We start from the raw sequence: 24,307 nt of genomic DNA, 5'->3' as shown, positions 1-24,307 counted from the left end.
TAGTAGCCGACGGTGAAGCGCTCGCGCGTGTGCTTCGGGCTCTCGATCTCATCGAGGACCGCGACCGCGAGGTCCGCACCGGAGATGAACGACTCGCCCTCGGCATCCGTCACGAGCACATCTCCGCCGTCGCGGTACTCGCCCGTACGCTCCCCCGGGTTCCACGCGCCGAAACCGCCGGCGGGATGGATGTAGAACCAGTCACGGCCCTCGTCCTCGCTCTGCAGATCTTCGAGGATGCCGATGGCCTCCAGCGCCTCGGCCTTGAACTCGTCGGGGAACCCGGCGTCGACGAGGCGCGGTCCACCGGGGGCGACGAGGCTTCCGCCGGCACCGCCGACGACGCCCAGGCGCACGGTCTCGGGGAGGGTCGCGTTCAGCGCCTCGACGTTGGGACGGACGAGACCCTCCATCTCGCCGCGCGGCGAGACGGCGACCACGACGACGTCGACGCCCTGCAGCTCGGTGAGCAGGCTCGGCACGTCGAGGATCGTGCCCTCGATGTACGCGACGCCCTCGACGCGGTCGGCGGCGACCTTCCGCGACACCGAGAGGACGTTGTGCCCGCGTGCGGCGGCCTCGGCGACGATGTGGCGACCGGCGTAGCCGGTGCCCCCGATGACGGCGATGTTCGACATGATGCTCCCCTTCGGACGGCTTGCGGAAGATGCTGTGCTGCGGATGCCTACTCGGACGCGGCTCGGATGGTCGAGACCTGATACAGCGCGACCGATGCGGCGATGCCGGCGTTGAGCGACTCTGCGGCGGACGAGATCGGGATCGACACGATCTGGTCGCACGTCTCGGTCACGAGACGCGAGAGCCCCTTGCCCTCGGAGCCGACGACGATGACGACGGGACGGTCGGCGAGCTCGAGGGTCGGAAGCGCGACGTCTCCCCCGCCGTCGAGACCCAGGACGAACACGCCCTGCTTCTTGAACTCCTTGAGCGTCGTCGTGAGGTTCGGGGCCATCGCGACGGGAACGCGCGCGGCAGCGCCGGCGCTCGTCTTCCACGCGGCGGAGTTCACCCCCGCCGACCGGCGCTGCGGGATGATGACGCCCTGCCCGCCGAAGGCGGCCGTCGAGCGGATGATGGCGCCGAGGTTCCGGGGGTCGGTGACGCCGTCGAGCGCGACGAACAGCGGCGTCTGCCCGCGGGCGATGACGTCTTCGAGAAGGTCCTGCGGGTGCGCGTACTCGTACGGCGGGACTTTGAGCGCCACGCCCTGGTGCACGCCGTCGAAACCGGCCATGCGGTCGAGCTCGGGGCGCGTGACCTCCATGACGGGGATGCCGCGCTGCGTCGCGATCGACAGCATCTCCTTGACGCGATCGTCCATCTCCACCCGCTGCGCGATGTAGAACGCGGTCGCGGGGATGCGGGCGCGCAGCGCCTCGAGCACCGAATTGCGCCCCGTGACGTTCTCGGTGTCGTCGCCGGCCTTCGCGCGGCCGGAGCGGTTCGGATTCGACCCCTGCCCCTTCGCCCCGCCCGGGCGTCCCTTGCCGCCCGCCGCGGCGTAACGCTCGGCGGCCGCCTTGCGCTTGCCGGCGACGTGCCAGCTGCGGTCCTCGGCCTTCGGGGTCGGCCCGCGGCCCTCGAGCGCCTTGCGCCCGTTCCCGCCGGTGCCCTTCGTGGGGCCCTTCTTCTTGCCCTTGCCCGCGGACGGATTGCCCGGCTTAGCCACGGTTCACACTCCAATGGGTCCCCGAGGGACCGTCTTCGAGGGCGATGCCCGCCGCCGCGATCGCGTCGCGGATGCGGTCGGCACCGGCCCAGTCCTTGTCGGCGCGCGCCTGGGCGCGCTGCGCGATGAGCGTCCGGACGAGAGAGTCCAGCGCCTGCGTCTCTGCGGCGTCTCCGCCGTCCTGCCACTGCGGATCGGCGGGGTTCAGACCGAGGATGCCGGTCATCCGCCCCACCTCGATGAGCGCGCGCGCCGCGGCATCCGTGTCTCCGGCATCCAGCGCGGCGTTCCCCGCCCGCACCGTCTCGTGCACGACGGCGAGCGCCTGCGGCACCCCGAGGTCATCGTCGAGCGCAGCGGCGAACGCGGCCGGCAGGTCGGCGGCGACGAGCGGCGTCGCCGTGCCGAGGACCCGCGCCGCCCGCTCCTGGAAGGTGCGGATGCGTCCGACGGCGGACTCCGCCTCGGAGAAGGTCTTCGGGGTGATCTCGAGAGAGGAGCGGTAGTGCGCGGCGGCGAGCGCGTAGCGCACGACGAGCGGGTCGTTGTCGGCGAGCACGTCGCCCGCGAGCAGGAAGTTGCCGAGCGACTTCGACATCTTCTGGTCGCCGACGGTCACGAGCCCGTTGTGCAGCCAGTACCGTGCGAAGGCGTCGCCCGCGGCGGTCGACTGGGCCAGCTCGTTCTCGTGGTGCGGGAAGCGCAGGTCGATGCCGCCACCGTGGATGTCGAACTCGGCGCCGAGGTAGCGGCGCGCCATCGCGGAGCACTCGATGTGCCAGCCGGGGCGGCCAGGGCCCCAGGGAGAGGGCCAGACGGCGTCGGCGGGCTCGTCGTCCTTGGCGGCCTTCCAGAGCGCGAAGTCGTGCGGATCGCGCTTGCCGCGCTCCGCACTGTCGGCGGAGGGCTCCATGGCGTCGACGCTCTGATGCGTGAGCGATCCGTAGGCCGGCCACGACCGGACGTCGAAGTAGACGTCGCCGTCCTGCGCGTAGGCGTGACCGGCGTCGATGAGCGTCTGGATGAGCTCCTGCATCTGCGGGATCGACCCTGTCGCGCGCGGCCCGTACGTCGGGGCGAGGATGCCGATGGCGGCATACGCCGCAGAGAACTCGCGCTCCATGCGATAGGCGAGCGCCCACCACGGCTCGGCCGCGGTCGCGTTCTGCAGCACCTTGTCGTCGATGTCGGTGACGTTCCGGACGAAGGTGACGCGCCCGTACGTGCGGGCGAGCCAGCGGCGCAGCAGGTCGAACGCGAGCGCCGCGCGCAGGTGATGGATGCCGGGCCCCGACTGCACCGTCGGTCCGCACACGTACATGGTGACGTTCTTCTCATCGAGCGGCGCGAAGTCGCGCAACGCCTGAGCCTGGGTGTCGTAGAGCCGGACCGTCACCTCACCAGCCTACCGGCGGGCCCGGTTCGTTTCGGGAAACACATCTGCGCTAGACCTGAAGAGTGCTGTCCGTGATCGCCGTCCTCGCCGCCGCCGTGCTCTTCGGGACGACGGGAACCGCACAGGCGCTCGGGCCGGACGGCACGACGCCCCTCGCGGTCGGCGTCGTGCGCATGGTCCTCGGCGGCACCGGGCTCGCACTCCTCGCCTTCACGCTGGGGACGGCGCACCGTCGGCGGCGTGCCGGGAGCGCGCCTCCGGCGTCCACGAAGGTTCGCACGGATCGCCCGCGGTTCGGCATCCGCCCGCTCCTGCTGATGACGCTGACCGGCGTGTGCCTCGCGGTGTACCAGCCGCTCTTCTTCCTCGGCACGGCCCGCAACGGCGTCGCGGTCTCGACCGTCATCGCGCTCGGCTCGGCGCCGGTGCTGGCGGGGCTGCTCGAGTGGGCGCTCACCCGGCGTCCCCCCACTCCCACGTGGGTCGGCGCGACCGCGCTCGCGACCGTGGGGGTGGTGCTCCTCGGCATCGGCGGGGGCGGTACGGCCGGAGGCACCGACCCCGTCGGGGTGGCCGCGGCCATCGGGGCGGGAGCGTCGTTCGCGGTGATCGCCAACGCGCAGCGGCGCCTCTTGGATGCCGGGTGGGATGCCTTCACGGTGGTCGGCGCGATGGGGGCGAGCTCGGCGCTCGTCAGCGCCCTCGCACTGCCCTTCGTCGACATCTCGTGGCTCGACGACGCGCGCGGTGTCGCGATGGCCCTGTGGCTGGGCCTCACGACGATCGCGGTCGCCTACGTGCTGTTCACCTGGGGCCTGCAGGGACTGTCCGCCGCGACCGCGGCGACCCTCACGCTCGCCGAACCCCTGACGGCCGCGCTCCTCGGCATCCTCGTCCTGGGTGAGCACCTCTCGCCGCTCGCCGTGGCGGGCCTCCTCGTGCTGGCCGCGGGGCTGACGCTCCTCGCGTGGGGGTCGCGGCGTCCGCGCGATCCCGCACCGTACGCCGTCGAGGCGTGACGGGCAGGCTCAGGCGGGGTAGACGACCGCGACGGCGAACGCCGCAACGCCCTCGCCGGCGCCGGTGAACCCGAGGCCGTCGGTCGTTGTCGCCGATACCGTGACGGGAGCGCCGAGCGCCGTGCTGAGAGCGACCTCGGCCTCCCCGCGTCGCGCCGCGAAGCGCGGGCGGTTCGCCTGCACCTGCACCGACACGTTCCCGATCGTGAAGCCCGCCTCTGCGATGAGCGTCCGCGTGCGGGCGAGGAACGCCGCCGCGTGCGCCCCGGCGTACTCCGGCTGATCCGTGCCGAAGTGCGTGCCGATGTCGCCGAGCCCCGCCGCGGCGAGCACCGCATCGACGATCGCGTGCGCCACGGCATCCCCGTCGGAGTGCCCCGACAGCGCCCGTTCACCCGGCCAGTCCAGACCCGCGAGCCAGAGGTCGCCGTCGCCGCCGAACGCGTGCACGTCGGTGCCGACACCGACGCGTGGGGCGACGGACCGGGGCGCGGGCGACGGGGCGGCGGACGCCGGCGCCAGCAGCGCGCGGGCGCGCTCGAGATCGGCGGGCGTCGTGATCTTGAACGCCCGCTCGTCGCCGGGCACGGTCCACACTTCGACACCGGCGGCCTGCACGAGCGCCGCGTCGTCGGTGTGGTCGGCGGATGCCGCGGCATACGCGGCGTCGAGCACGCTCCGGCGGAACCCCTGCGGCGTCTGGGCCGCGGCGAGCGTCGAGCGGTCGACGGCCTCGACGACGGCGTCGGCCTCGACGCGCTTGATGGTGTCGACGACCGGAAGCACCGGAAGGACGGCGTCGTGCCCGCTCTCGAGCGCCGCGACGACGCGCTCGAACACCGCGGGCAGCGTCAGCGCGCGGGCGGCGTCGTGCACGAGCACGCGCTCGACGTCGGGCCAGACGGCACCCAGGCCCGCGCCGACCGACTCCTGACGGGTCTCGCCGCCGGCGACGACGGTCACGAGGTCGCGGCGCTCCCCCGCGGCGGCGAGCGCGTCGGTGAGCGCATCGCCGACGCGCGCGGCGGGCGCGACGACGATCACCTGCGCGACGGGGCCGCGGAACACGCCGTCCAGCGCGTGGCGCAGGATCGTGTGGTCGTCGAGACCGACGAACGCCTTCGGTGATCCCGATGCGAGACGGGTGCCTGCGCCGGCCGCCACGACGATGATCGCGAGATGCGGAACCGGGATGAGGGCGTCGGTGGTCATGCCTGCGACCCTACCGACTGCGCGACGGGCTGACGCGCGAACCGGCGGTGGCGCAGGAGCAGCACCGCGACACCGAGGAGCACCGCCCCCAGGACGGCGCTCCCGAGGCTCAGGAACCACTCCATGACGACGAACGGTGGGATGAACGCGCACGCCCACGCGAGAGCGACGACCCCGGGGGCGGGGGTGGCGCCCAGCGTGCCGAGGGCCTCCCACCTCGCGATCAGCAGCGAGAGCGCGAGGACGGCCGCGAGGACCACGACGAACATCAGCGGGCGCGACCACCACCAGGCGGGGGATGCCGGCTCCGGTGCGGCGCCGGGGATCAGCAGCGTGAGCCCCGTGATGACGAGGATCACGGGGAGATGCCAGAGGTAGATCGTCATGAGCCTCGAGCCGAGCACGAACGAGAAGCCGCGCACCCAGCGCACCCGCATCACGCGCTCGAGCGCCGGGCGGAGCAGGCACAGGATGCACGCCTGCGCGACGCCGAGCAGCACGAGGGGCAGCGTGGGCGGGTTGAGGTTGCCGAGCATCGAGGTCGAGTACGGCCCCCATGCCGTCAGCGGCCACAGGAGCGCATAGCAGAGCGCCGCGATCGCGACGAGGGCGAGCGCACTGCGCCGCGCGAACCAGCCGTCGCGGTACCAGAACCCCAGCTGCTGGGCGAGGGGCCACACGAACAGCAGGTTCAGCAGACCGATCTCGGAGATGCCGGTCGAAAAGCGCAGGGCATCGACGGCGACGACACCGGCGAGCAGCCCGAGCACCGTCGCACGCGGCGCGCGCGCATGCAGGCCGACCATGAGCGGTACGAGCGCCTGGCACAGCAGATAGGCGGCGAGGAACCACAGCGGAGACCCGGCGCCGACCGCCGCCGCGGCCACGAGATCGGAGGGGGCTCCGATCAGCACCGCGACGCTCAGCACGACGGCGAAGAACACGAACAGCGGCCACGCGGGCTGCGCGAGTCGGAGCGTTCGCGTGCGGACGAATCCCGCGGCATCCCCACCGCGCCGCCGCCACGACTCCCACCCCGCCGCCGACGCGAATCCTCCGACGACGAAGAACAGCGGCATGACCTGCCCGACCCACGTCGCCGCGTCGAACCACGACTGCTCCTCTGCGGGGCGCGACGTGACGAGCGCGCCGTCAGGCCCCCGCCCGATGCCCACCTGGAGCAGATGAATGACGATCACCAGCAGCACGCATACGATGCGTGCGAGATCGAGCGTGAGGTCACGACCGGCCAGATCCGGCGACGTCTTCGTCGTGGAAGGAGCACTCATGAGTGCCATCATGGCGCACCCGCAAACGGATGCCGGGAGCGTCAGCTCGCGAGGACCTCGTCGAGGACGCCGGAGGCGTGCTCTTCGTCGGCCTTCAGGGCGAGGGCGATCTCGGAGACGAGGATCTGGCGTGCCTTCGCGAGCATGCGCTTCTCGCCCGCAGAGAGACCACGGTCCTGATCGCGGCGCCACAGGTCGCGGACGACCTCGGAGACCTTGATCACGTCACCGGAGGCGAGCTTCTCGAGGTTCGCCTTGTAGCGGCGCGACCAGTTGGTCGGCTCCTCGGTGAACGCGGCGCGGAGCACGTCGAAAACGCGCTCGAGACCGTCCTTGCCGATCACGTCGCGAACGCCGACCAGATCGACGTTGTCCGCGGGGACCTCGATGATGAGATCGCCCTGCGTGACGTTCAGCTTCAGGTACTTCTTGGTCTCGCCCTTGATGATCCGGTCTTTGACCTCGATGATCGTCGCGGCGCCGTGGTGCGGATAGACGACCGTCTCGCCAACCTCAAAAAGCATGCAGTTATGTCCTTTCGGCAACCTCAAGGATACCACAGGCGACATACGCTAAGGTTCGCCGGTTGACCGGCAGCGACGCGCCGCGGACGGGCTCTGCGCGCACCCTAGAATGGTGACGCACCGTCATCGACGGCCACTCGCCGCACTCTCCCAGGAGGACCCGTGAACACGCGCCGCCTCGCGCCCGTCGCCCTCGCCGCCGCCGTCCTGCTGGGCGCGACCGGCTGCAGCATCATCTCCCCGCAGGCGACGACGATCCAGTACTCGGCGGCCGACGGCGTCAACATTCCCGACTCCGGACCGGTGAAGGTCCGCAACGCCCTCCTCGTCACGAATGACGAGGGCACGGCCGCCAACTTCATCGCCGCGCTCATCAACGACACCGACGAGCCCCAGCGCATCGTCGTCGGCATCGACGGCAAGACGGCGAGCCTGCGCGTTCCCGCGCGCACGAGCCTCAGCCTCGGCTTCGACGGCGCCGAGCCGCTGCTGCTCTCCGACTTCGACGGCCAGGCAGGCAACGACGTCGAGATGAGCTTCCAGTCCGGCGACGGCGAAGGCGTCGTCCACTCCGTGCCCGTCCTCGACGGCACGCTACCCTACCTCACCGACTTCGTCCCGGCCGACTGACCCGGCGACGGATGCCGCCGCGCAGGTCTCCTGCAACGGCTCACCTCCTGCAGCGATTCAGGCGTCGAAGCGGTACCCGAGCCCCCGCACCGTCAGCAGCATCGCCGGCTCGGAGGGGTTCTCCTCGATGCGCGAGCGGATGCGCTTGATGTGGACGTCGAGCGTCTTCGTGTCGCCGAAGTAGTCGCTCCCCCACACGCGGTCGATCAGCTGGCCGCGGGTCAGCACCCGCCCGGCGTTGCGCATGAGCACTTCGAGCAGCTCGAACTCCTTGAGCGGCATCGGGGTCACCGCACCGTCGACGGTGACCGTGTGCCGGTCGATGTCGATGACGACTCGTCCGCCGTCGACGATGCGCTCCTCGACCTCGATGTCGGGGGTCGCCGTCCGCCGCAGCACGGCACGCATGCGCGCCAACAGCTCGCGTGACGAGTACGGCTTCGTGACGTAGTCGTCGGCGCCGAGCTCGAGGCCGACCACGATATCGACCTCCGAGTCTTTGGCCGTCAGCATGATGATCGGCGTCTTCGAGGTCGCACGGATGACGCGGCAGACCTCCGTCCCCGGCACCCCGGGGAGCATGAGATCGAGCAGCACGATGTCCGCCCCGCGCGCCGCGAAGGCGTCGACGGCGGACGGCCCGTCTTCGGCGATCTCCACGTCGAACCCCTCCCGACGCAGCAGGTAGGCGAGCGGGTCGGCGAGGTCGGGTTCGTCCTCGACGATCAGAACGCGGGTCATGCGGACTCTCCCTTTACCCGCGTGGTGGTGCGGGTGCTCTTCTTCTTGGACTTCTTCTTCTTCCGACGGTCGTCAGCCGAGCCCTCGGGCGCGGCGATCGCGGGAAGGCGCACGGTGAACGTAGAGCCGCGTCCCGGACGCGACCACAGGTCGACCTCGCCGCCGTGCCGCTGCACGGCGTACTTCACGATCGACAAGCCCAGCCCCGTCCCGCCCGTGCGGCGCGACCGGGCCTGGTCGGCGCGGTAGAACCGTTCGAACACGCGCTGCTGCTCGCCTTCGGGAATGCCGATACCCCGGTCGGTGACCGCGATCTCGACGACGCCGTCGTGCCGCCTCACGCCGACACCGACCTGCGAGCCCCGCGACGAGTACGCCACCGCATTTGCGACGAGGTTCGCGATCGCCTCGGTCAGCACCTGCACGTCGCCGCGCACGTACGCGCCGCGGTCACCGCCGCGCGAAACGGCGATGCCGGCCGCATCGGCGGGGATCGCCTGCGACTCGATCGCCGCGGCGACCACCTCGTCGACCGAGACGTCACGCAGTTCGGTGAGGTCGTCGGCGGACTGCAGACGGGAGAGGTTCATGATGCGCGAGGTGAGCTGACCGAGGCGCGCCGCCTCCGCGCTCAGGCGGGACGCGAAGTGCCGCACCTGATCGGGATCATCGGCGGCGGAGTCGATCGCCTCGGCGAGGAGCGTGACCGCGCCCACCGGCGTCTTCAGCTCGTGACTGGTGTTCGACACGAAGTCACGGCGCATCTCCTCGACGCGCTCGTGCTCGGTGATGTCGCGGATGACGATGAGGGTCAGGCGCGGCGTGATGACGCTCGCACGCGCCGAGACGAGGCGCATCTCCACGCCGCGCCGAAGGCGGAGGGTGCCGGTCTCGGCGGCATCCGATCGTCGCGCGGTGCGCACGAGGGTCCGCAGCTCATCGCCGGGGAGCGAGTATCCCTCGACCATCCCGAACAGTTCGGCGGGCGCCGACGCGGCGACGATCTGCAGCGAGGCATCCACCACCACGGCCGCCTCATCCATCCCCTGCAGCACCGCGCGGGCGCCGTCGGGCAGTTCGACGGAGGACTCGACCCGCACGCGATCGCGGGTGCGCACGGCGAAGAGCATCAGCGCGGCGACACCTCCGCCGATGAGGGCGCCGACGACGAGGGCGACGATCGCCAACTGCGTCGAGTCCATGGTCCCAGCGTAGGGTGGCGCGAGAGCGGACACAGACCGTTACTGTGGCTCCCTGGGCAGCTCGCCGCGAGTGTTCACCGGGCGAGCACCGTTCGTTAACCTTCGAGCGGGAGGATCGCCGCGACATCGCCGTGATCATCCCCGATCGTCCAGACATCACCCCGAGAGGCACCCGATGCGCGAAGTGTTCCACCAGTCGCTCGAAGACGTGCAGTCACGTCTCGTCGAGATCTCCGAGCTCGTCACCGTCGCCATCGACAAGGCGACGCGTGCGTTCGGATCGAGCGATGTGGCGTTGGCCGAAGAGGTCATCGAGGCGGACCAGATCATCGACGACAAGGCGATCGAGCTCGATGAGCTCGCCATCCAGATCCTTGCCCGCCAGCAGCCGGTCGCCCGCGATCTCCGGATCGTCGTGGCGGCGTTGCGCGTCAGCGCATCGCTCGAGCGCATGGGCGACATCGCCGAGCACATCGCGCAGCTGACCCGTATGCGCTTCCCCGAACGAGCCATCCCGAAGGGGCTCAAGAGCACCTTCACCCGCATGGGCCGGCTCGACGTCGAGGTCGCACGGACCCTCACCGAGCTGCTGCGCAGCGAGGACCTCACTCTCGTCGAGGTGCTCAGAGGGCTCGACGACCAGCTCGACGACGCTCATCTCTCGGTGTTCGAGAAGGTCCTCAGCGACAATTGGCAGGGCGAGGCGTCGGCGACGGTCGATGCGACGCTCGCGAGCCGCTACCTCGAGCGCTTCGCCGACCACGCCGTCTCGGTCGCCAAGAAGGTCGCCTACCTCGCCACCGGCGAGTGGACGCCCGACACCGAGTCGATCGCCGTCATCGTCGCCGGCGGCGAGGAGAACCCGGCCGACTGAGCGCACGGCGCACGAATCAGAAGAGGGGATGCCGGTCGGCATCCCCTCTTCTTCGCGCAGAACCTCTTCTTCGCGCAGAACCTGCGAGCTTACTTCTTGCCCTGGTTGGCGACGGCGGCGGCACCCGCCGCGGCGGCCTCGGGGTCGAGGTAGCGCGCCGGCTCGAGCGGCGTGAAGTCCTCGCCCAGCTGGTAGACCAGCGGGATTCCGGTGGGGATGTTGAGCTCGGCGATGTCGGCGTCGCTGATGCCGTCGAGGTGCTTCACGAGGGCACGCAGCGAGTTGCCGTGCGCCGTGACGAGCACCGTCTTGCCGGACTTCAGGTCGGGGATGATCTCGTCGTGCCAGTACGGCAGCAGGCGGTCGATCACGAGCTTCAGCGACTCGGTGCGGGGCACCTCGCCGTCGATGCCGACGTAGCGGGGGTCGTGCGCCTGGCTGTAGGGCGCGTCGTCGTCCAGGGGCGGCGGCGGCACATCGAACGACCGACGCCACAGCATGAACTGCTCGTTGCCGAACTCCGCGAGGGTCTCGGCCTTGTCCTTACCCTGGAGGGCGCCGTAGTGGCGCTCGTTGAGGCGCCATGAGCGCTTCACGGGGATCCAGAGCCGATCGGCGGTGTCGAGGGCGATGTTCGCCGTCTGGATCGCGCGGCTCAGCACTGAGGTGTGCAGGATGTCGGGCAGGATGTCCTGCTCCTTCATGAGCTCGCCGCCGCGCGCGGCCTCGCCGCGACCCTGCTCGGTGAGTCGGACGTCCACCCAGCCGGTGAACTGGTTGGTCTTGTTCCATTCGCTCTGCCCGTGGCGGAGGAGGATGAGCGTGTAGGGAGCGGTCATGTCCGTCATCCTACTCACGTCCACGCTGGCATCATGGGGGGATGCCGCCGGACAAACCCGCCACGTCCGTGCGGGCCGCGGGCCACATCACGCGCGGCACGACGAACACCAATCGGCTGCGCCGCGTCGACCGCTGGATCGCCCGGCATCCCGTGCTCCGCCGCGCGGACGATCCGTTCGTCGTCGACCTCGGCTACGGCGCGAGCGGGGTGACGGCGTTCGAACTCGAGGCGCGTCTGCGGCCGGTCCGGGGCGACGTCGAGGTCGTGGGTCTCGAGATCGACCCCGCCCGCGTCGCCCGCGCGAACGCTCAGCTGGCTGACGTGCGTGCCGGGCGGACGCCGTTCGCGCCCGACGCGCACGTCTCGTTCGCGCGCGGCGGGTTCGAGGTGCCGCTGCCCGCGTCGGCATCCGGATCGCCCGCCGGGGGTGTCGGTGCGCGTCGCCCCGCGATCATCCGCGCGTTCAACGTCCTGCGGCAGTACGACGAGGCGGAGGTCGTCCCCGCCTGGGCGCTGATGTGCGCGCGGCTCGCGCCGGACGGCATGCTCGTGGAGGGCACGTGCGATGAGCTCGGCCGCGTCTGCACGTGGATCGAGGTGGGTCCGGATGCCGTGCCCCGCTCGCTCACCGTGTCGCTCCGGCTCGCGGGCCTCGACTCTCCCGCCATCGCTGCGGAACGCCTGCCGAAGGCGCTCATCCATCGGAACGTGCCGGGCGAGGGCGTGCACGCCTTCCTCTCGGCGCTCGACACGCAGTGGGTCCGCGCCGTCGCCGCGGGCTCGTTCGGCGCCGATCACCGCTGGCGCACGGCGCTCCAGGCCCTCGCTGACGCCGGCTGGCCCGCCCAGGGCCGCGCGCGCTGGCGCCTCGGCGAGGTGACCGTGCCTTGGTCGCTCGTGGCCCCGGCATCCTGACCCTCCTCTCGCGCTCCCCCGCGCCCCGGCACCCGCACTCCCCGAGACCCGCACCTCCCGAGATCGCCCCCCCCCCCCCCCGAGACCCGCACTCCCCGAGACCCGCACCCCCCGAGACCCGCACTCCCCGAGACCGCGCGTTCTCGACGAGACCCCGTCCCTGGCACGCGGTCTCGTCGAGAAAACCGGGTCTCGCGGGCAGGGCGGGCGGCGGCGGGCGGGGAGGCGTCAGGCGCGGGGGGCGGGCGCGGGAGGGGTCAGGTGCGCGGGAGCGCGGCACGGGCGTCGGATGCCGGCATGCCGGCGGCCGTCATGAGGTCGACCGCGAGCGGTCGCAACGCTCCGATGAGGTTCTGGTCGACGCTCGAGCGCCCCGCGGCGAGCGCGGCGGGGTCGAGACGCGCCGCGACGGCACGCACGGCCTCGCGGGCGGCCGGCTCGTAGGAGATGTCGGAGAGCGAGTCCGCGACCAGACGCGCACCGGCGGCGAGCTCGCTCAGCAGGTCGGCGGCGACCGGACGGGAGAGGTTGTCGTCGCTGAGGTAGACGACCCGCCGCCCGATGACGCGGAGGTTGCGGCTCGCGAGGTCGAGCTGGGTGCGGATGCGCTCCTGCCGCTCGAACTCCGTGCGCTGACGCCGAAGGAACGGCGAAATCCGCGCGATCGCGTACCCCGACTCGATCCCCTGACGCCACGTGTCGACCGGCGCCTGGAGACCGCGCGCCTTCTCGAGCCCCCGCTCGGCGCGCTGGCGGTCGCCGCGGCGGAGCGCCTGCACGAGGGTCATGACCGCGGAGTCGAACGCGGCGAACACCTCGGCGCCCTCGGCCGTGACGGTGCGCAGCGGGCTCCGCGGCAGGAGAGCGGTGACCAGGAGCGCCGTCACCCCTCCGACGATCCCGTCCGCCACGCGCAGGAACGGCACGCTCGTCGGGATCACCATGACGATCGCCGCCTGGATCGCCGCAGCGATCGCGAACGCCGGCTGCGGGGAGAAGAACCGCGCGACGACGAGGCTGACCGTGAGGGTCAGGGCGAGCTGCCACCAGCCGACGCCCGCGACCATCACGATGAGCTCGGCGATGAGGATGCCGACGACCATCGCGATCACGGTGCCGAGGATGAGCCGTGGGCGCGCATCGCGGACGAGGCCGAGGCTCGAGATCGTGACCGTCGCGGCCAGGAGCGGCACCGGGTGGCCGAGGACGTAGTGCGCGAACGCGAACGCCGCCGTCGCCGCGAGGACGATCTGCACGATCGCCGGCAGCGATTCACGCACCCGTGGGATGCCGCGGTCGGGCGACAGCGCGGCGCGCCAACCGGTCGGCAGCGCGATCGACTGCGTGTCGGGATCGGGGGCGCTCACGCGGCGGCTCCGGTCAGCGCCGGCGCGAGAGCCGCGGAAGACGCGGAACGGATGCCGTGCGCCCCGCGTCGGGCGGAACGATCGTCTCCTGCGCGGCGGCGACGACCCCGTCGTCCGTCGCGACGGTCAGCGGCGCGTCGACGGGCGTCGTGCGCTTGATGATCGCGAGCGCGATCGGCCCCTCGTCGTGGTGGCGCGCGACCGACGTCACGGTACCGACGACATCGCCGTCCTCGCCCGCGAGCGCGACGTCGGCGCCGGGCGCCGGCAGCACCGCGTCGCTGCCGTCGAGCTGGAGTGCGACGAGCCGGCGGGGCGGATGCCCGAGGTTGTGCACCTTGGCGACCGTCTCCTGCCCCCGGTAGCACCCCTTCTCGAGGTGCACGGCGGTGCGGAGCCAGTCGACCTCGTGCGGCAGGGTGCGTCCGTCGGCCTCGCGTTCGGCGCGCGGGCGCCACGCCGCGACACGGAGGGCATCGGCGGCGAGCTCGCCGGCGAGAGCCTGGTCGCCGGCGACGGCCGCAGCCGCGAGGCGTTCCGCTTCGGCGACCGGCACGATGGCCTCGGCCCAGTCGTACTCGACCCCCGGATGCGGGTCGGCGGGGGCGTACCCCCAGCCCCCGACGCCGATGCCGGGCCAGGGGTCGTGCCAGACGGCATCCGCCGCGAGGTCGGCGACCGCCGCGCGGGTGCCGCCGACCACCCGGTGCGTCGGGGTCGCATCGACGATCTCGACGCGCAGGCGGAAGCGCATGCGGGTGAGCCAGGCGCGGAGAGCCTCGGCGCGCGAGCGGTCGACGACGAGCCAGGCGATCTCGCCGTCGTCGACGATGCCCGCGGCGTGCTCGACGTGACCCTGCGGGTCGAGGACGAGAAGCTCGGCGCTCTCGCCCGGCGAGAGCATCGTGAGGGCCTGCGAGGTGATCGAGTCGAGCCAGCTCAGCCGGTCAGGGCCGGAGACGGTGAGGACCGTGCGCGAGGCGAGCGGCGCGAGCGCCGTGCCCGCCGCGAGTGCGCGCTGCTCGCGCGTGGGCGATCCGAGGTGGAGAAGCACGTCGCCCTCGACCACGGCGCCGGGCCCGAAATCGGGGGCGGCGGGGGAATCGGCATCCATGACCGTGCTCATTCGACGTGCCGTGCTCACTCGGCGCGCGCGAGGCGAGCCGACGCGTGCGAACCGAGCGTTCCGCCGAGGGCGGCGATGTCCCACGCCCAGAGCAGGTGACCGTCGACGAGTCCGTACATGCGGGTCGCCGATGCGTAGGGCTTGGCGCCCGCCGGGCGCACGATCGCGTCCGACGCGAGGTCGATGCGCGGGCCGCGGACCTGGCCGAGGTAGAGCTCGCTGATGCCGTCGGAGTGGACGAGCGAGACGAGGAGGTCGAATCCGCCTTCCGCGTTGCGGAGAGTCTCGACGTCGTCCGCGGTGCGCGCCGTCTCGCGCGCCGTCACGGCGGGAAGGAGCGCGGGGCCGGCGTCGGCGTCGTCCGCGGGGCGGGCGAGACGCCAGTACCCGGTCTCGGCGACGAGCGGCGTGCGCGCGTCGTCATCGCCCAGCAACCACGCACTGGCGGCGTAGTTGACGTAGTCGCCGCCGTCATGGCTGAAGCTCACGCGATGGGCGAACTCGCCCTCAAAGCGGGTGCCGTCCGTCTCGTAGTCGATGACGCCGGTGCCCTCCCAGACGCCCAGCAGCCACGACAGCGGGACGATGTCCGCCGGCAGGTCGGTCGGAAGATCGATCACGACGCGCGTTCCCGGATGATCAGCGGGATCAGCGCTGGCCGCGGTAGAGGTTCTTGATCACGACGCCCGACACGAAGACGATCGCGAGCGAGGCGAGCGCGAGGAGCCCCACGAAGAAGAGTTCGAGTGCGACGAGGTCCATGGCGCCCACTCTACCCCGCTTCGCCCTACCCCGCTTCGCCCTACCCCGCTTCGCCGCGGGAGGTTCGCGGCACGCTTCGGCAGTGCGCCACGCTTCGGCAACGTCGAGCGCTACAGGGCGACGAGGCTCGCGAGGGCGAGACCGAGGCTCACGAGGCCCATGACGACGAGGGCGCCGAGCACGCTCGCCGCCACCCGCCGCAGGAAGCCTTCCGCGTGGCCACGAGCCAGCTGGATAACGAACGCGAGGATGACGCACGCGGCGAGCCCGAGGGGAAGCCACTCGGCGCGCTGGGGCGCGGGGGCGGCGAGGGCGATCGCGACGGTGACGACCGCGGCGGCGATCCAGACGGCGACGATCTCCGCGAAGCCGCCGCGCGGGGCGAGACCGGGAACCGACATGAGTCCATCATGACGGACGGATGCCGACGGCGCACGCCGACCCCCTGCCACGGCCCTCCGGCCGCGCCGCACGCATCCCGCCGTGAGGCAGCGCTGCGGAGAGGTCCTAAGATGGGGTCACGGTCCGCCCGTCGGTCCGGAAGGGACCGTATGGCTCAGCTTCTCGTCTTGAGTTCCGCCCAGGGCGGAGGGTCCGTCCTGCCCGCGCTCGAACTGCTGAGCCACCGCGTCCGGCAGATTCCCGCCGAACCGGCGCAGCTCGTCAACGCCCCGAGCGCCGACGTCATCTTCGTCGACGCACGCGTCGACCTGGTCGGCGCCAAATCGCTCTGCAAGATCCTCAACACGACCGGCCTCGACGCGCCGCTCGTGCTCGTCGTGACCGAAGGCGGCCTCACGGCGGTCTCGACCGACTGGGGCGTCGACGACGTCATCCTCCACACCGCCGGCCCGGCCGAGGTCGACGCGCGCATCCGCCTGGCGATCGGGCGGCAGAGCGCCGAGCAGGTCTCGAGCCGCATCCAGACCTCCGGCATCACGATCGACGAGTCGTCGTACTCGGCGAAGGTGCACGGCAAGGCGCTCGACCTCACCTACAAGGAGTTCCAGCTCCTGCACTTCTTCGCAACGCACCCGTCGCGCGTCTTCACGCGCGAGCAGCTGCTCAGCGAAGTGTGGGGCTACGACTACTTCGGCGGCACGCGCACGGTCGACGTGCACGTGCGGCGTCTGCGCGCGAAGCTCGGCGACCTCGAGCAGCTGATCGGCACCGTCCGCAACGTCGGCTATCGCTTCAACGTCTACGAAGACGACCAGGTGCCCTCCCCCCGCGAGCGATCCGGCGCGTAACAGGCGCATAAGACCGGCCGAGAGGTTAACGCGCGCGTCACCTCCCCCTGCAATGATGAGGGGATGATCGACACCGAACCTCTGGACACGGGTCTCGGCGACGCCGACGACGACGACTTCGACGAGACGGTCGAAGTCGACGATTCCCCGTTGCCCGATCACCGGTACATGGACCGTGAGCTCAGCTGGCTCGCTTTCAACCAGCGTGTGCTCGAACTCGCCGAGGATCCGGCCCTGCCGGTGCTCGAGCGCGCGAACTTCCTCGCGATCTTCGCCTCGAATCTCGACGAGTTCTTCATGGTGCGCGTCGCGGGCCTCAAGCGCCGCATCGTGACGGGGCTGGCGGTGCCGACCAACGTCGGGCGCGCGCCGCTCGACGTCCTCGCCGACATCTCCGAGGGCGCCCACGCCCTGCAGCTGCGCCACGCGCGCGCGTGGACCGAGCTCGTGAAGCCCGCTCTCGCCGAGGCGGGCATCGAGGCGGTCGGGTGGGACGACCTCACCGACGACGAGCGCGCCGACCTGTACGACTACTTCCAGGCGCAGGTGTTCCCCGTCCTCATGCCGCTCGCGGTCGACCCGGCGCACCCGTTCCCCTACATCTCGGGTCTGTCGCTGAATCTCGCGATCCGCATTCGGAACGCCAAGACGGGTCGCCAGGAGTTCGCCCGCCTGAAGGTGCCCTCGATGCTGCCCCGCTTCGTCGAGGTGCCCGCGCGCTCCCCGCAGCCGGGCACGTCGCGCTACCTCCCGCTCGAGCAGCTCATCGCCAACCACCTGGGCGACCTGTTCCCGGGCATGGAGATCCTCGAGCACCACACGTTCCGCCTCACCCGCAACGAGGACGTCGTCATCGAGGAGGACGAGACCGAGAACCTCATCCAGGCGCTCGAGGCTGAGCTCCTCCGTCGCCGTTTCGGCCCGCCGATCCGACTCGAGGTCACCGAGCAGATGGACGACGTGACCCTCGACCTCCTCATCAGCGAGCTCGAGGTCACCGATCAGGAGGTCTACCGCCTCCCCGGACCGCTCGACCTCCGGGGCCTGTTCGACCTCGCCCGGATCGACCGACCGGAGCTGCACTACCCGCCGCACGTGCCGGTGACCGCGACCGCGTTCCAGCCCGCAGAGCAGAACGGTCGCGCCGATCTGTTCGCCGCGATCCGCAAGGGCGACGTGCTCGTGCACCATCCGTACGAATCCTTCAACACGAGCGTCGTCGCGTTCCTCGAGCAGGCCGCTCGCGACCCCCACGTCCTCGCGATCAAGCAGACCCTCTACCGCACCTCCGGCGACAGCCCGATCGTGCAGGCCCTCATCGACGCCGCCGAACGCGGTAAGCAGGTGCTCGCTCTGGTCGAGGTGAAGGCGCGGTTCGACGAGGCGGCGAACATCGTGTGGGCGCGCAAGCTCGAGAAGGCCGGCGTTCACGTCGTCTATGGACTCGTCGGACTGAAGACCCACTGCAAGCTGCTGCACGTCATCCGCGAGGAGGACGGGATGCTCCGCAGCTACAGCCACATCGGCACGGGCAACTACAACCCGAAGACGAGTCGCCTCTACGAGGATTTCGGCCTTTTCACCGCCGACGAGCAGGTCGGACGCGATCTCACCCGCCTGTTCAACGAGCTCTCCGGCTACGCGATCGAGAAGAAGTTCAAGCGCCTGCTCGTCGCACCGCTGCATCTGCGCAAGGGGCTCCTGCGCCTCATCGACAAAGAACGCCGGAACGCCCTGGAGGGCAAGCCTGCGCACATCCGCATCAAGGTCAACTCGATGGTCGACGAGCAGATCATCGACGCGCTGTACCGGGCGAGTGCCGCCGGTGTGCGGGTGGATGTCTGGGTGCGGGGCATCTGCTCGCTCAAGACAGGGCTTCCCGGTGTGAGCGACAACATCACCGTGCGCTCGATCCTCGGCCGCTACCTCGAGCACTCGCGCATCTTCGCGTTCGAGAACGACGGCGACCCGCAGGTGTACATCGGCAGCGCCGACATGATGCACCGGAACCTCGACCGCCGGGTCGAGGCGCTCGTTCGCGTCGTCGCTCCTGGGCACGTCAAGGAGCTGATCGACCTGTTCGAGGTCGCGATGAGCGAGACGACGAGCTCGTGGCACCTCGAGGCCGAGGGCGGGTGGGTGCGTCGTAGCGTCGGCGAGGACGGCAAGCCCCTCGTCGACCTGCAGGATCGGACGATGGCCCAGATCCAGCGCCGACGCCGGGCGCGGGCGGTGCGATGACCGAGACGGCCGTCTACGCTGCCGGCGGCGTCATCTGGCGCCTGGTCGAGGGCAAGCTCCACATCCTCGTCATCCATCGCACCGCGTACTCCGACGTCACCCTTCCCAAGGGAAAGGTGGACCCGGGCGAGACACTCGTCGAGACGGCGGTGCGCGAAATCCATGAGGAGACCGGCATCCGCGTCTCGCTCGGCATCCCGGTGGGCGTCTCGCGCTACCGCATGCCGCGCGGACGTCAGAAGATCGTCCACTACTGGGCGGCGGAGGCGACCGAGTCCGCGATCCGGGCGTCGACGTTCATCCCCAACAAGGAGGTCGCCGCCCTCGAGTGGGTGACGCCGCGCAAAGCGCTCGGATATCTCTCCTACCCGGTCGACGTCGAAATCCTCGAGCAGTTCCTGACCTATGTCGACGACGGCATCCTCTCGACCTTCCCCGTCGTCGTGCTGCGGCATGCGAAGGCCCTCCCCCGGGAGGAGTGGAAGGGGCAGGATGCCGCACGACCGCTGACCGCGCGCGGCACCCGCCAGTCGAAGGCGATCGTCGGACCGATCCGCTCCTACGGCGTGCGCAAGATCGTCTCGAGCGATGCCGTGCGGTGCGTGTCGACGGTCACGCCGCTGTCGAAGGCACTGGGACGCCAGATCACCCGGACGCCGCTCGTGTCGCAGGATGCCTGGGCCGACGGCACCTCCGACGTCCGCGCCGTCGTGGGCAAGCGCGTGCGGGCCCGCAAGCCCGCGGTGCTGTGCAGTCACGGTCCGGTGATCCCCGGCATCCTCGCCGAGCTCGCCCTCGCGACCGGCACGCTCCGCGGCTCCTACCTCGGCAGTGCGTCCTCGCTCGAGGTCGGGGGGTTCTCCGTCGTCCATCTGTCGGCCGATCACCCCGGCTCCGGCATCGTGTCGATAGAAACGCACGAGCCGACCGTCTGAATCCCGTTCACCTGTCGTTCACCGAGACAGCGCACTCTCGTAAGAGTCGATGTCTACCGTCACGGACGTGCCCCGCACCGGGCCGATCATCCCTGACATGTGAAGGATTCACAGTGAAGCTCACCCGCATCGCCCAGCTGGGCGCTGTCGCCGCCGTCGCGGCACTCACTCTCACCGCCTGCGCGGCCAACGAGGGCGGCACGACCGCCCCGACCGACACCGAGTCCGCCGCCGCCGCTCTCAGCGGAACGCTCAACGGACAGGGCGCGTCGTCGCAGCAGGTCGCCGTCCAGGCGTGGACGTCCGCCTTCAACCAGGCCAACCCCGACGCGGTCATCAACTACGACCCCGCCGGTTCGGGGACGGGCCGCGAGTCGTTCCTCGCCGGTGCCGTGAACTTCGCGGGCTCGGACCGCGCGTTCAAGACGGACGAGATCGCCGCGGGCGGCTTCGGCGCGTGCGCCGCGGACTCGGGCATCGTCGAGATCCCCGCCTACATCTCGCCCATCGCGATCATCTTCAACGTTCCCGGCGTCGATTCGCTCAACCTCGACGCGGAGACCGTCGCAGGCATCTTCGCCGGCACGATCACGAACTGGAACGACCCGGCGATCGCCCGCGACAACGCCGACGCCACTCTTCCCGACCTGCCGATCAACCCCGTCCACCGCTCCGACAAGTCGGGCACGACCGGCAACTTCACCGACTACCTGTCGGCGAACGCGGAGAACATCTGGACGTGGGGCTCCGTCGAGGAGTGGCCCGCCGGCGTCGTCGGCGAAGCCGCCGAGAAGACGTCGGGCGTCGTCGAGGCCGTCAAGGCGGGCGAGGGCTCGATCGGCTACGCCGACTCGTCGCAGGCCGGCGACATCTCGTCGGTCGCCGTCAAGGTGGGCGACGAGTTCGTCGCGCACTCCCCGGAGGGCGCCTCGAAGACGCTCGACGCATCGGAGATCGAGTCGGGCCGCACCGAGGGCGACCTCGCCTTCACAATCGACCGCACGACGACCGAGGCGGGCGCCTACCCCGTGCTCCTGGTCAGCTACCTCATCGGCTGCGAGCAGTACGAGGATGAGAACGTCGCCGCCCTCACCAAGGCGTTCTTCCAGACCGCGGTCAGCGAAGACGGCCAGAAGCTGGCCGCCGACAACGCGGGCAGCGCTCCCATCTCGGAGGACCTCCGCACGAAGTCGCTCGCTGCGATCGACCTCATCAAGTGAGCCGACGGACGGCCTCCCGGAGCGCATCGCCCCGGGAGGCCGTCCGGTCGCCACGCACCACACCCCCTCCGCGCCCGACGAGAGAGACCCCGATGACAGCAACCACCGCCACCGCTCCCCGGCGGGGTGCGGCGAAGCAACGCGCCGGGGACCTCTGGTTCTCGGGCACCGCTGTGTTCGCGGGGTCGATGATCGTCGTGACGCTCGCGGCGGTCGCGATCTTCCTCATCGTCCAGTCGCTGCCTGCCTTCGGGGCGACGAACGAGACGGCATCCCTGCTGACCTCCAACTTCTGGTCCTACGTCATGCCGCTTCTGTTCGGCACGATCTGGGCCGCCTTCCTCGCGCTGATCGTCGCGGTGCCGCTCTCGCTCGGCATCGCCCTGTTCATCACGCACTATGCGCCGCGCCGGCTCGCGCAGACCCTCGGCTACATCGTCGACCTCCTCGCCGCCGTCCCCTCCGTCGTCTACGGCCTGTGGGGCATCCTCGTCTTCGCCCCTTCGGTCGTCCCGACCTACAAGTGGCTGAACGAGAACCTCGGCTGGATCCCGCTCTTCTCCGGTCAGGTGCTCAACTCCGGCCGCACGATCCTCACCGCCGCCCTCGTCCTCGCCGTCATGGTCGTGCCGATCATCACCGCGATCTGCCGCGAGATCTTCCTGCAGACGCCCGTCCTCCACGAAGAGGCGGCGCTCGCCCTCGGTGCGACCCGCTGGGAGATGATCCGCATGGCGGTGCTCCCCTTCGGCCGGTCGGGCATCGTGTCGGCATCCATGCTCGGCCTCGGCCGCGCGCTCGGCGAGACGATGGCGGTCGCCATGGTCCTCTCCGCGACGAACGTCGTGACCCTCCGCCTGCTGACGTCGCAGAACCCGTCGACGATCGCGGCGAACATCGCCCTCACCTTCCCCGAGGCGTACGCACTCAACATCAACGTCCTCATCGCGACGGGCCTGATCCTCTTCGTCGTCACCTTCGCCGTCAACGCGGTCGCGCGGTGGATCGTCAACCGCCGCAAGGAATTCTCGGGAGCGAACTGACATGACCACCGCACCCGCCCCGACGCGACCCTCCGCGACGCGCACGCACGTCTCGCTCACCAGCGGCCACCTCGCGCGCTGGGCGCCGTGGGCGCTCCTGGTCGGCTCGCTCGCCGTGTTCGGCGCCGTCTTCGGTGTCCTCTCCGCCGCCTCGGGCAGTGAGTTCTCGATCGCCGGCTGGATCGTCGTCTCGGTGATCGCATTCCTCGTGCTGATCTACGTCGTCTCTCGCATCGTGGAAGGAAGCCGCCGCGCGTTCGACCGGCTCATCACCGGCATCGTGTCGAGTGCCTTCGCGATCGCGATGGTGCCGCTCGTCTCCGTCGCGTGGACGGTCATCTCCAACGGTCTCGCGCGCTTCGACGGCACGTTCTTCTCGAGCTCGATGCGCGGCGTCCTCGGCGAGGGCGGCGGCGCCGTCCATGCGATCTGGGGCACCGTCCTGGTCACCGGGGCCGCCGCGATCATCTCGATCCCCATCGGGCTCATGACGGCGATCTACCTCATCGAGTACGGACAGAACTCGCGCCTGGCCCGGGCGATCACCTTCCTCGTCGACGTGATGACCGGCATCCCCTCGATCGTCGCGGGTCTGTTCGCCTACGCGCTGTTCGCGCTCATCTTCGGACCGGGCGTGCGCATGGGGCTCGCGGGCGCGATCGCGCTGTCGGTGCTCATGACCCCCGTCGTCGTCCGTTCGAGCGAAGAGATGCTGCGACTGGTCCCGAACGAGCTGCGCGAGGCATCCTATGCACTGGGCGTCCCCAAGTGGCTGACGATCGCGAAGGTCGTGCTGCCGACCTCGATCGCCGGCATCACGACCGGCGTCATGCTCGCGATCGCCCGCGTCATCGGCGAGACGGCCCCGCTGCTGGTGACCGCGGGGTTCACCGACGCGATGAACATGAACCTCTTCGACGGGCGCATGCAGACCCTGCCGGTGTTCATCTACTCGCAGTACGCCTACAAGGGCATCCCTCCCGAGGCGTACGTCGAGCGCGCGTGGGCCGCCGCCCTCACCCTCATCCTCATCGTCATGGCGCTCAACCTCATCGCACGCCTGGTCGCGAAGCTGTTCGCCCCGAAGACCGGCCGCTGAGCCCGCGCCCGCCCGAACCCGGAACACCCCGAAGGAACCTCGTGTCCAAGAGCATCGAAGTCAACGACCTCAACGTGTACTACGGCGACTTCCTCGCCGTCGAGGGCGTGTCCCTCGAGATCCAGCCCCGGAGCGTCACAGCCTTCATCGGGCCGTCCGGCTGCGGCAAGTCGACCTTCCTGCGCACCCTCAACCGCATGCACGAGGTCATCCCCGGCGCCCGCGTCGAGGGCGAGGTGCTCCTCGACGGCGACGACCTGTACGGCCAGGGCGTCGACCCTGTGCTCGTGCGCCGCCAGGTGGGGATGGTCTTCCAGCGCCCGAACCCGTTCCCGACGATGTCGATCAAGGAGAACGTCCTCGCGGGGGTGAAGCTCAACAACAAGCGCATCTCGAAGAGCGACGCCGACACGCTCGTCGAGAAGTCACTGAAGGGTGCGAACCTCTGGAACGAGGTCAAGGACCGCCTCGACAAGCCGGGCTCGGGCCTCTCCGGCGGCCAGCAGCAGCGCCTGTGCATCGCGCGCGCGATCGCGGTCTCCCCCGACGTGCTCCTCATGGACGAGCCCTGTTCGGCCCTCGACCCGATCTCGACGTTCGCGATCGAGGAGCTCATCCAGGAGCTCAAGCAGGAGTACACGATCGTCATCGTGACGCACAACATGCAGCAGGCATCCCGCGTCTCGGACAAGACCGCGTTCTTCAACATCGCCGGCACCGGCAAGCCCGGCAAGCTCATCGAGTACGACGACACCAACACGATCTTCACGACGCCGTCCGTGCAGGCCACCGAGGACTACGTCTCCGGCCGCTTCGGGTGAGGCGGGGGCGGCCGGCGGCGGCCGGCGGGCGGAAGTCGTAACTGCAAGGCTTCGTGGTCGACACGCCGGGTGTGTCTCGGCATGCCCCGGCGTGTCGCGCGCCTGACCTT

General features: G+C 70.6%; 24 protein-coding genes. 11 read left to right on the top strand and 13 right to left on the bottom strand.

Annotation, left to right across the window (positions count from 1 at the left end):
• From AC3ENQ_RS07805 to cysS, 3 genes are all read right to left on the bottom strand, one after another.
• Window positions 1-638, bottom strand: a 638-nt coding sequence (locus AC3ENQ_RS07805; RefSeq protein WP_431803315.1) for an NAD(P)-dependent oxidoreductase, incomplete at its 3' end; no start/stop codon positions are given.
• Window positions 639-685: 47 nt separating this feature from the next.
• Window positions 686-1,690, bottom strand: a complete 1,005-nt coding sequence (rlmB, locus tag AC3ENQ_RS07800; protein ID WP_431803313.1) for a 23S rRNA (guanosine(2251)-2'-O)-methyltransferase RlmB — start codon at window positions 1,688-1,690, stop codon at window positions 686-688.
• Complete coding sequence (gene cysS / locus AC3ENQ_RS07795; protein ID WP_431803311.1) at window positions 1,683-3,086, bottom strand: cysteine--tRNA ligase; 1,404 nt, start codon at window positions 3,084-3,086, stop codon at window positions 1,683-1,685. The genes rlmB and cysS overlap by 8 nt, the downstream gene beginning before the upstream one ends.
• Window positions 3,087-3,148: 62 nt before the next feature.
• On the opposite strand from cysS, the gene AC3ENQ_RS07790 reads away from it, so the two are divergent.
• Entirely contained in the window at window positions 3,149-4,105 is a 957-nt protein-coding gene (locus AC3ENQ_RS07790) for a DMT family transporter (RefSeq protein WP_431803309.1), read from the top strand.
• 9 nt (window positions 4,106-4,114) lie between these two features.
• On the opposite strand, the gene ispD is transcribed toward AC3ENQ_RS07790, so the two are convergent.
• The 3 genes from ispD to AC3ENQ_RS07775 are packed head-to-tail and all read right to left on the bottom strand — an operon-like array spanning window position 4,115 to window position 7,130.
• A complete protein-coding gene (ispD, locus tag AC3ENQ_RS07785) occupies window positions 4,115-5,317 on the bottom strand; it encodes a 2-C-methyl-D-erythritol 4-phosphate cytidylyltransferase (protein WP_431803307.1) in 1,203 nt (400 codons plus the stop codon).
• A complete protein-coding gene (locus AC3ENQ_RS07780; protein WP_431803305.1) occupies window positions 5,314-6,606 on the bottom strand; it encodes an acyltransferase family protein in 1,293 nt (430 codons plus the stop codon). The genes ispD and AC3ENQ_RS07780 overlap by 4 nt, the downstream gene beginning before the upstream one ends.
• Before the next feature lie 41 nt (window positions 6,607-6,647).
• Window positions 6,648-7,130 (bottom strand): CarD family transcriptional regulator, encoded by a 483-nt coding sequence (locus AC3ENQ_RS07775; protein WP_336625283.1) that lies wholly within the window; start codon window positions 7,128-7,130, stop codon window positions 6,648-6,650.
• A gap of 162 nt (window positions 7,131-7,292) precedes the next feature.
• Here AC3ENQ_RS07775 and AC3ENQ_RS07770 point away from each other — a divergent pair, with 162 nt between their 5' ends.
• A complete protein-coding gene (locus AC3ENQ_RS07770) occupies window positions 7,293-7,760 on the top strand; it encodes a DNA modification methylase (RefSeq protein WP_431803302.1) in 468 nt (155 codons plus the stop codon).
• A 57-nt stretch (window positions 7,761-7,817) separates the two neighbouring features.
• Here AC3ENQ_RS07770 and AC3ENQ_RS07765 read toward each other — a convergent pair whose 3' ends face one another.
• Window positions 7,818-8,501 carry a response regulator gene (locus AC3ENQ_RS07765; RefSeq protein ID WP_431803300.1) on the bottom strand — a complete coding sequence of 228 codons (684 nt, stop codon included), beginning with the start codon at window positions 8,499-8,501 and terminating at the stop codon, window positions 7,818-7,820.
• Window positions 8,498-9,703: a sensor histidine kinase gene (locus tag AC3ENQ_RS07760; RefSeq protein ID WP_431803298.1), complete on the bottom strand. Its 1,206-nt coding sequence runs from the start codon at window positions 9,701-9,703 to the stop codon at window positions 8,498-8,500. The genes AC3ENQ_RS07765 and AC3ENQ_RS07760 overlap by 4 nt, the downstream gene beginning before the upstream one ends.
• A 175-nt stretch (window positions 9,704-9,878) precedes the next feature.
• Between AC3ENQ_RS07760 and phoU the strand changes: the two genes are divergently transcribed.
• Window positions 9,879-10,577: a phosphate signaling complex protein PhoU gene (gene phoU / locus AC3ENQ_RS07755; RefSeq protein ID WP_431803296.1), complete on the top strand. Its 699-nt coding sequence runs from the start codon at window positions 9,879-9,881 to the stop codon at window positions 10,575-10,577.
• Window positions 10,578-10,666: 89 nt separating this feature from the next.
• On the opposite strand, the gene AC3ENQ_RS07750 is transcribed toward phoU, so the two are convergent.
• Complete coding sequence (locus AC3ENQ_RS07750; protein ID WP_431803294.1) at window positions 10,667-11,416, bottom strand: phosphoglyceromutase; 750 nt, start codon at window positions 11,414-11,416, stop codon at window positions 10,667-10,669.
• 41 nt (window positions 11,417-11,457) lie between these two features.
• Between AC3ENQ_RS07750 and AC3ENQ_RS07745 the strand changes: the two genes are divergently transcribed.
• Complete coding sequence (locus AC3ENQ_RS07745; protein ID WP_431803292.1) at window positions 11,458-12,333, top strand: class I SAM-dependent methyltransferase; 876 nt, start codon at window positions 11,458-11,460, stop codon at window positions 12,331-12,333.
• 257 nt (window positions 12,334-12,590) lie between these two features.
• On the opposite strand, the gene AC3ENQ_RS07740 is transcribed toward AC3ENQ_RS07745, so the two are convergent.
• The 4 genes from AC3ENQ_RS07740 to AC3ENQ_RS07725 all read right to left on the bottom strand — a co-directional run bounded on the left by AC3ENQ_RS07740 (window position 12,591) and on the right by AC3ENQ_RS07725 (window position 15,989).
• Window positions 12,591-13,700 carry an FUSC family protein gene (locus AC3ENQ_RS07740; RefSeq protein ID WP_431803290.1) on the bottom strand — a complete coding sequence of 370 codons (1,110 nt, stop codon included), beginning with the start codon at window positions 13,698-13,700 and terminating at the stop codon, window positions 12,591-12,593.
• 13 nt (window positions 13,701-13,713) lie between these two features.
• Window positions 13,714-14,814, bottom strand: a complete 1,101-nt coding sequence (ygfZ, locus tag AC3ENQ_RS07735) for a CAF17-like 4Fe-4S cluster assembly/insertion protein YgfZ (RefSeq protein WP_431803288.1) — start codon at window positions 14,812-14,814, stop codon at window positions 13,714-13,716.
• A 26-nt stretch (window positions 14,815-14,840) separates the two neighbouring features.
• Window positions 14,841-15,446: a heme-binding beta-barrel domain-containing protein gene (locus AC3ENQ_RS07730; RefSeq protein ID WP_431803286.1), complete on the bottom strand. Its 606-nt coding sequence runs from the start codon at window positions 15,444-15,446 to the stop codon at window positions 14,841-14,843.
• Between the two features lie 252 nt (window positions 15,447-15,698).
• A complete protein-coding gene (locus AC3ENQ_RS07725; protein ID WP_431803284.1) occupies window positions 15,699-15,989 on the bottom strand; it encodes a hypothetical protein in 291 nt (96 codons plus the stop codon).
• A gap of 150 nt (window positions 15,990-16,139) precedes the next feature.
• Here AC3ENQ_RS07725 and AC3ENQ_RS07720 point away from each other — a divergent pair, with 150 nt between their 5' ends.
• The 7 genes from AC3ENQ_RS07720 to pstB all read left to right on the top strand — a co-directional run bounded on the left by AC3ENQ_RS07720 (window position 16,140) and on the right by pstB (window position 24,197).
• Window positions 16,140-16,838, top strand: a complete 699-nt coding sequence (locus AC3ENQ_RS07720) for a response regulator transcription factor (protein WP_431803282.1) — start codon at window positions 16,140-16,142, stop codon at window positions 16,836-16,838.
• 63 nt (window positions 16,839-16,901) lie between these two features.
• A complete protein-coding gene (locus AC3ENQ_RS07715) occupies window positions 16,902-19,079 on the top strand; it encodes an RNA degradosome polyphosphate kinase (protein ID WP_431803280.1) in 2,178 nt (725 codons plus the stop codon).
• Window positions 19,076-20,014 (top strand): NUDIX hydrolase, encoded by a 939-nt coding sequence (locus AC3ENQ_RS07710; RefSeq protein WP_431803278.1) that lies wholly within the window; start codon window positions 19,076-19,078, stop codon window positions 20,012-20,014. The genes AC3ENQ_RS07715 and AC3ENQ_RS07710 overlap by 4 nt, the downstream gene beginning before the upstream one ends.
• A 113-nt stretch (window positions 20,015-20,127) precedes the next feature.
• Window positions 20,128-21,234, top strand: coding sequence for a phosphate ABC transporter substrate-binding protein PstS (pstS, locus tag AC3ENQ_RS07705; RefSeq protein WP_431803276.1), 1,107 nt, complete (start codon window positions 20,128-20,130; stop codon window positions 21,232-21,234).
• A 92-nt stretch (window positions 21,235-21,326) separates the two neighbouring features.
• Entirely contained in the window at window positions 21,327-22,277 is a 951-nt protein-coding gene (gene pstC, locus AC3ENQ_RS07700) for a phosphate ABC transporter permease subunit PstC (RefSeq protein WP_431803274.1), read from the top strand.
• Between the two features lies 1 nt (window position 22,278).
• On the top strand, window positions 22,279-23,376 hold the full coding sequence (pstA, locus tag AC3ENQ_RS07695; RefSeq protein ID WP_431803272.1) for a phosphate ABC transporter permease PstA: 1,098 nt from the start codon (window positions 22,279-22,281) through the stop codon (window positions 23,374-23,376).
• Window positions 23,377-23,417: 41 nt separating this feature from the next.
• A complete protein-coding gene (gene pstB / locus AC3ENQ_RS07690) occupies window positions 23,418-24,197 on the top strand; it encodes a phosphate ABC transporter ATP-binding protein PstB (protein WP_431803270.1) in 780 nt (259 codons plus the stop codon).
• Window positions 24,198-24,307: the final 110 nt, after the last annotated feature.

It is taken from the genome of Microbacterium sp. bgisy203 (assembly GCF_057706945.1).
The sequence above is the reverse complement of the archived record's forward strand: the minus strand, read 5'-3'. Positions and strand labels throughout refer to the sequence as shown.

Bases quoted from the DNA above. Each gene is read 5' to 3' on its own strand.
- ispD (WP_431803307.1), bottom strand. From the start codon at position 5,317: ATGACCACCGACGCCCTCATCCCGGTTCCGCATCTCGCGATCATCGTC.
- AC3ENQ_RS07780 (WP_431803305.1), bottom strand. From the start codon at position 6,606: ATGAGTGCTCCTTCCACGACGAAGACGTCGCCGGATCTGGCCGGTCGT.
- AC3ENQ_RS07775 (WP_336625283.1), bottom strand. From the start codon at position 7,130: ATGCTTTTTGAGGTTGGCGAGACGGTCGTCTATCCGCACCACGGCGCC.
- AC3ENQ_RS07765 (WP_431803300.1), bottom strand. From the start codon at position 8,501: ATGACCCGCGTTCTGATCGTCGAGGACGAACCCGACCTCGCCGACCCG.
- AC3ENQ_RS07760 (WP_431803298.1), bottom strand. From the start codon at position 9,703: ATGGACTCGACGCAGTTGGCGATCGTCGCCCTCGTCGTCGGCGCCCTC.
- phoU (WP_431803296.1), top strand. From the start codon at position 9,879: ATGCGCGAAGTGTTCCACCAGTCGCTCGAAGACGTGCAGTCACGTCTC.
- AC3ENQ_RS07750 (WP_431803294.1), bottom strand. From the start codon at position 11,416: ATGACCGCTCCCTACACGCTCATCCTCCTCCGCCACGGGCAGAGCGAA.
- AC3ENQ_RS07745 (WP_431803292.1), top strand. From the start codon at position 11,458: ATGCCGCCGGACAAACCCGCCACGTCCGTGCGGGCCGCGGGCCACATC.
- ygfZ (WP_431803288.1), bottom strand. From the start codon at position 14,814: ATGGATGCCGATTCCCCCGCCGCCCCCGATTTCGGGCCCGGCGCCGTG.
- AC3ENQ_RS07725 (WP_431803284.1), bottom strand. From the start codon at position 15,989: ATGTCGGTTCCCGGTCTCGCCCCGCGCGGCGGCTTCGCGGAGATCGTC.
- AC3ENQ_RS07720 (WP_431803282.1), top strand. From the start codon at position 16,140: ATGGCTCAGCTTCTCGTCTTGAGTTCCGCCCAGGGCGGAGGGTCCGTC.
- AC3ENQ_RS07715 (WP_431803280.1), top strand. From the start codon at position 16,902: ATGATCGACACCGAACCTCTGGACACGGGTCTCGGCGACGCCGACGAC.
- AC3ENQ_RS07710 (WP_431803278.1), top strand. From the start codon at position 19,076: ATGACCGAGACGGCCGTCTACGCTGCCGGCGGCGTCATCTGGCGCCTG.
- pstC (WP_431803274.1), top strand. From the start codon at position 21,327: ATGACAGCAACCACCGCCACCGCTCCCCGGCGGGGTGCGGCGAAGCAA.
- pstA (WP_431803272.1), top strand. From the start codon at position 22,279: ATGACCACCGCACCCGCCCCGACGCGACCCTCCGCGACGCGCACGCAC.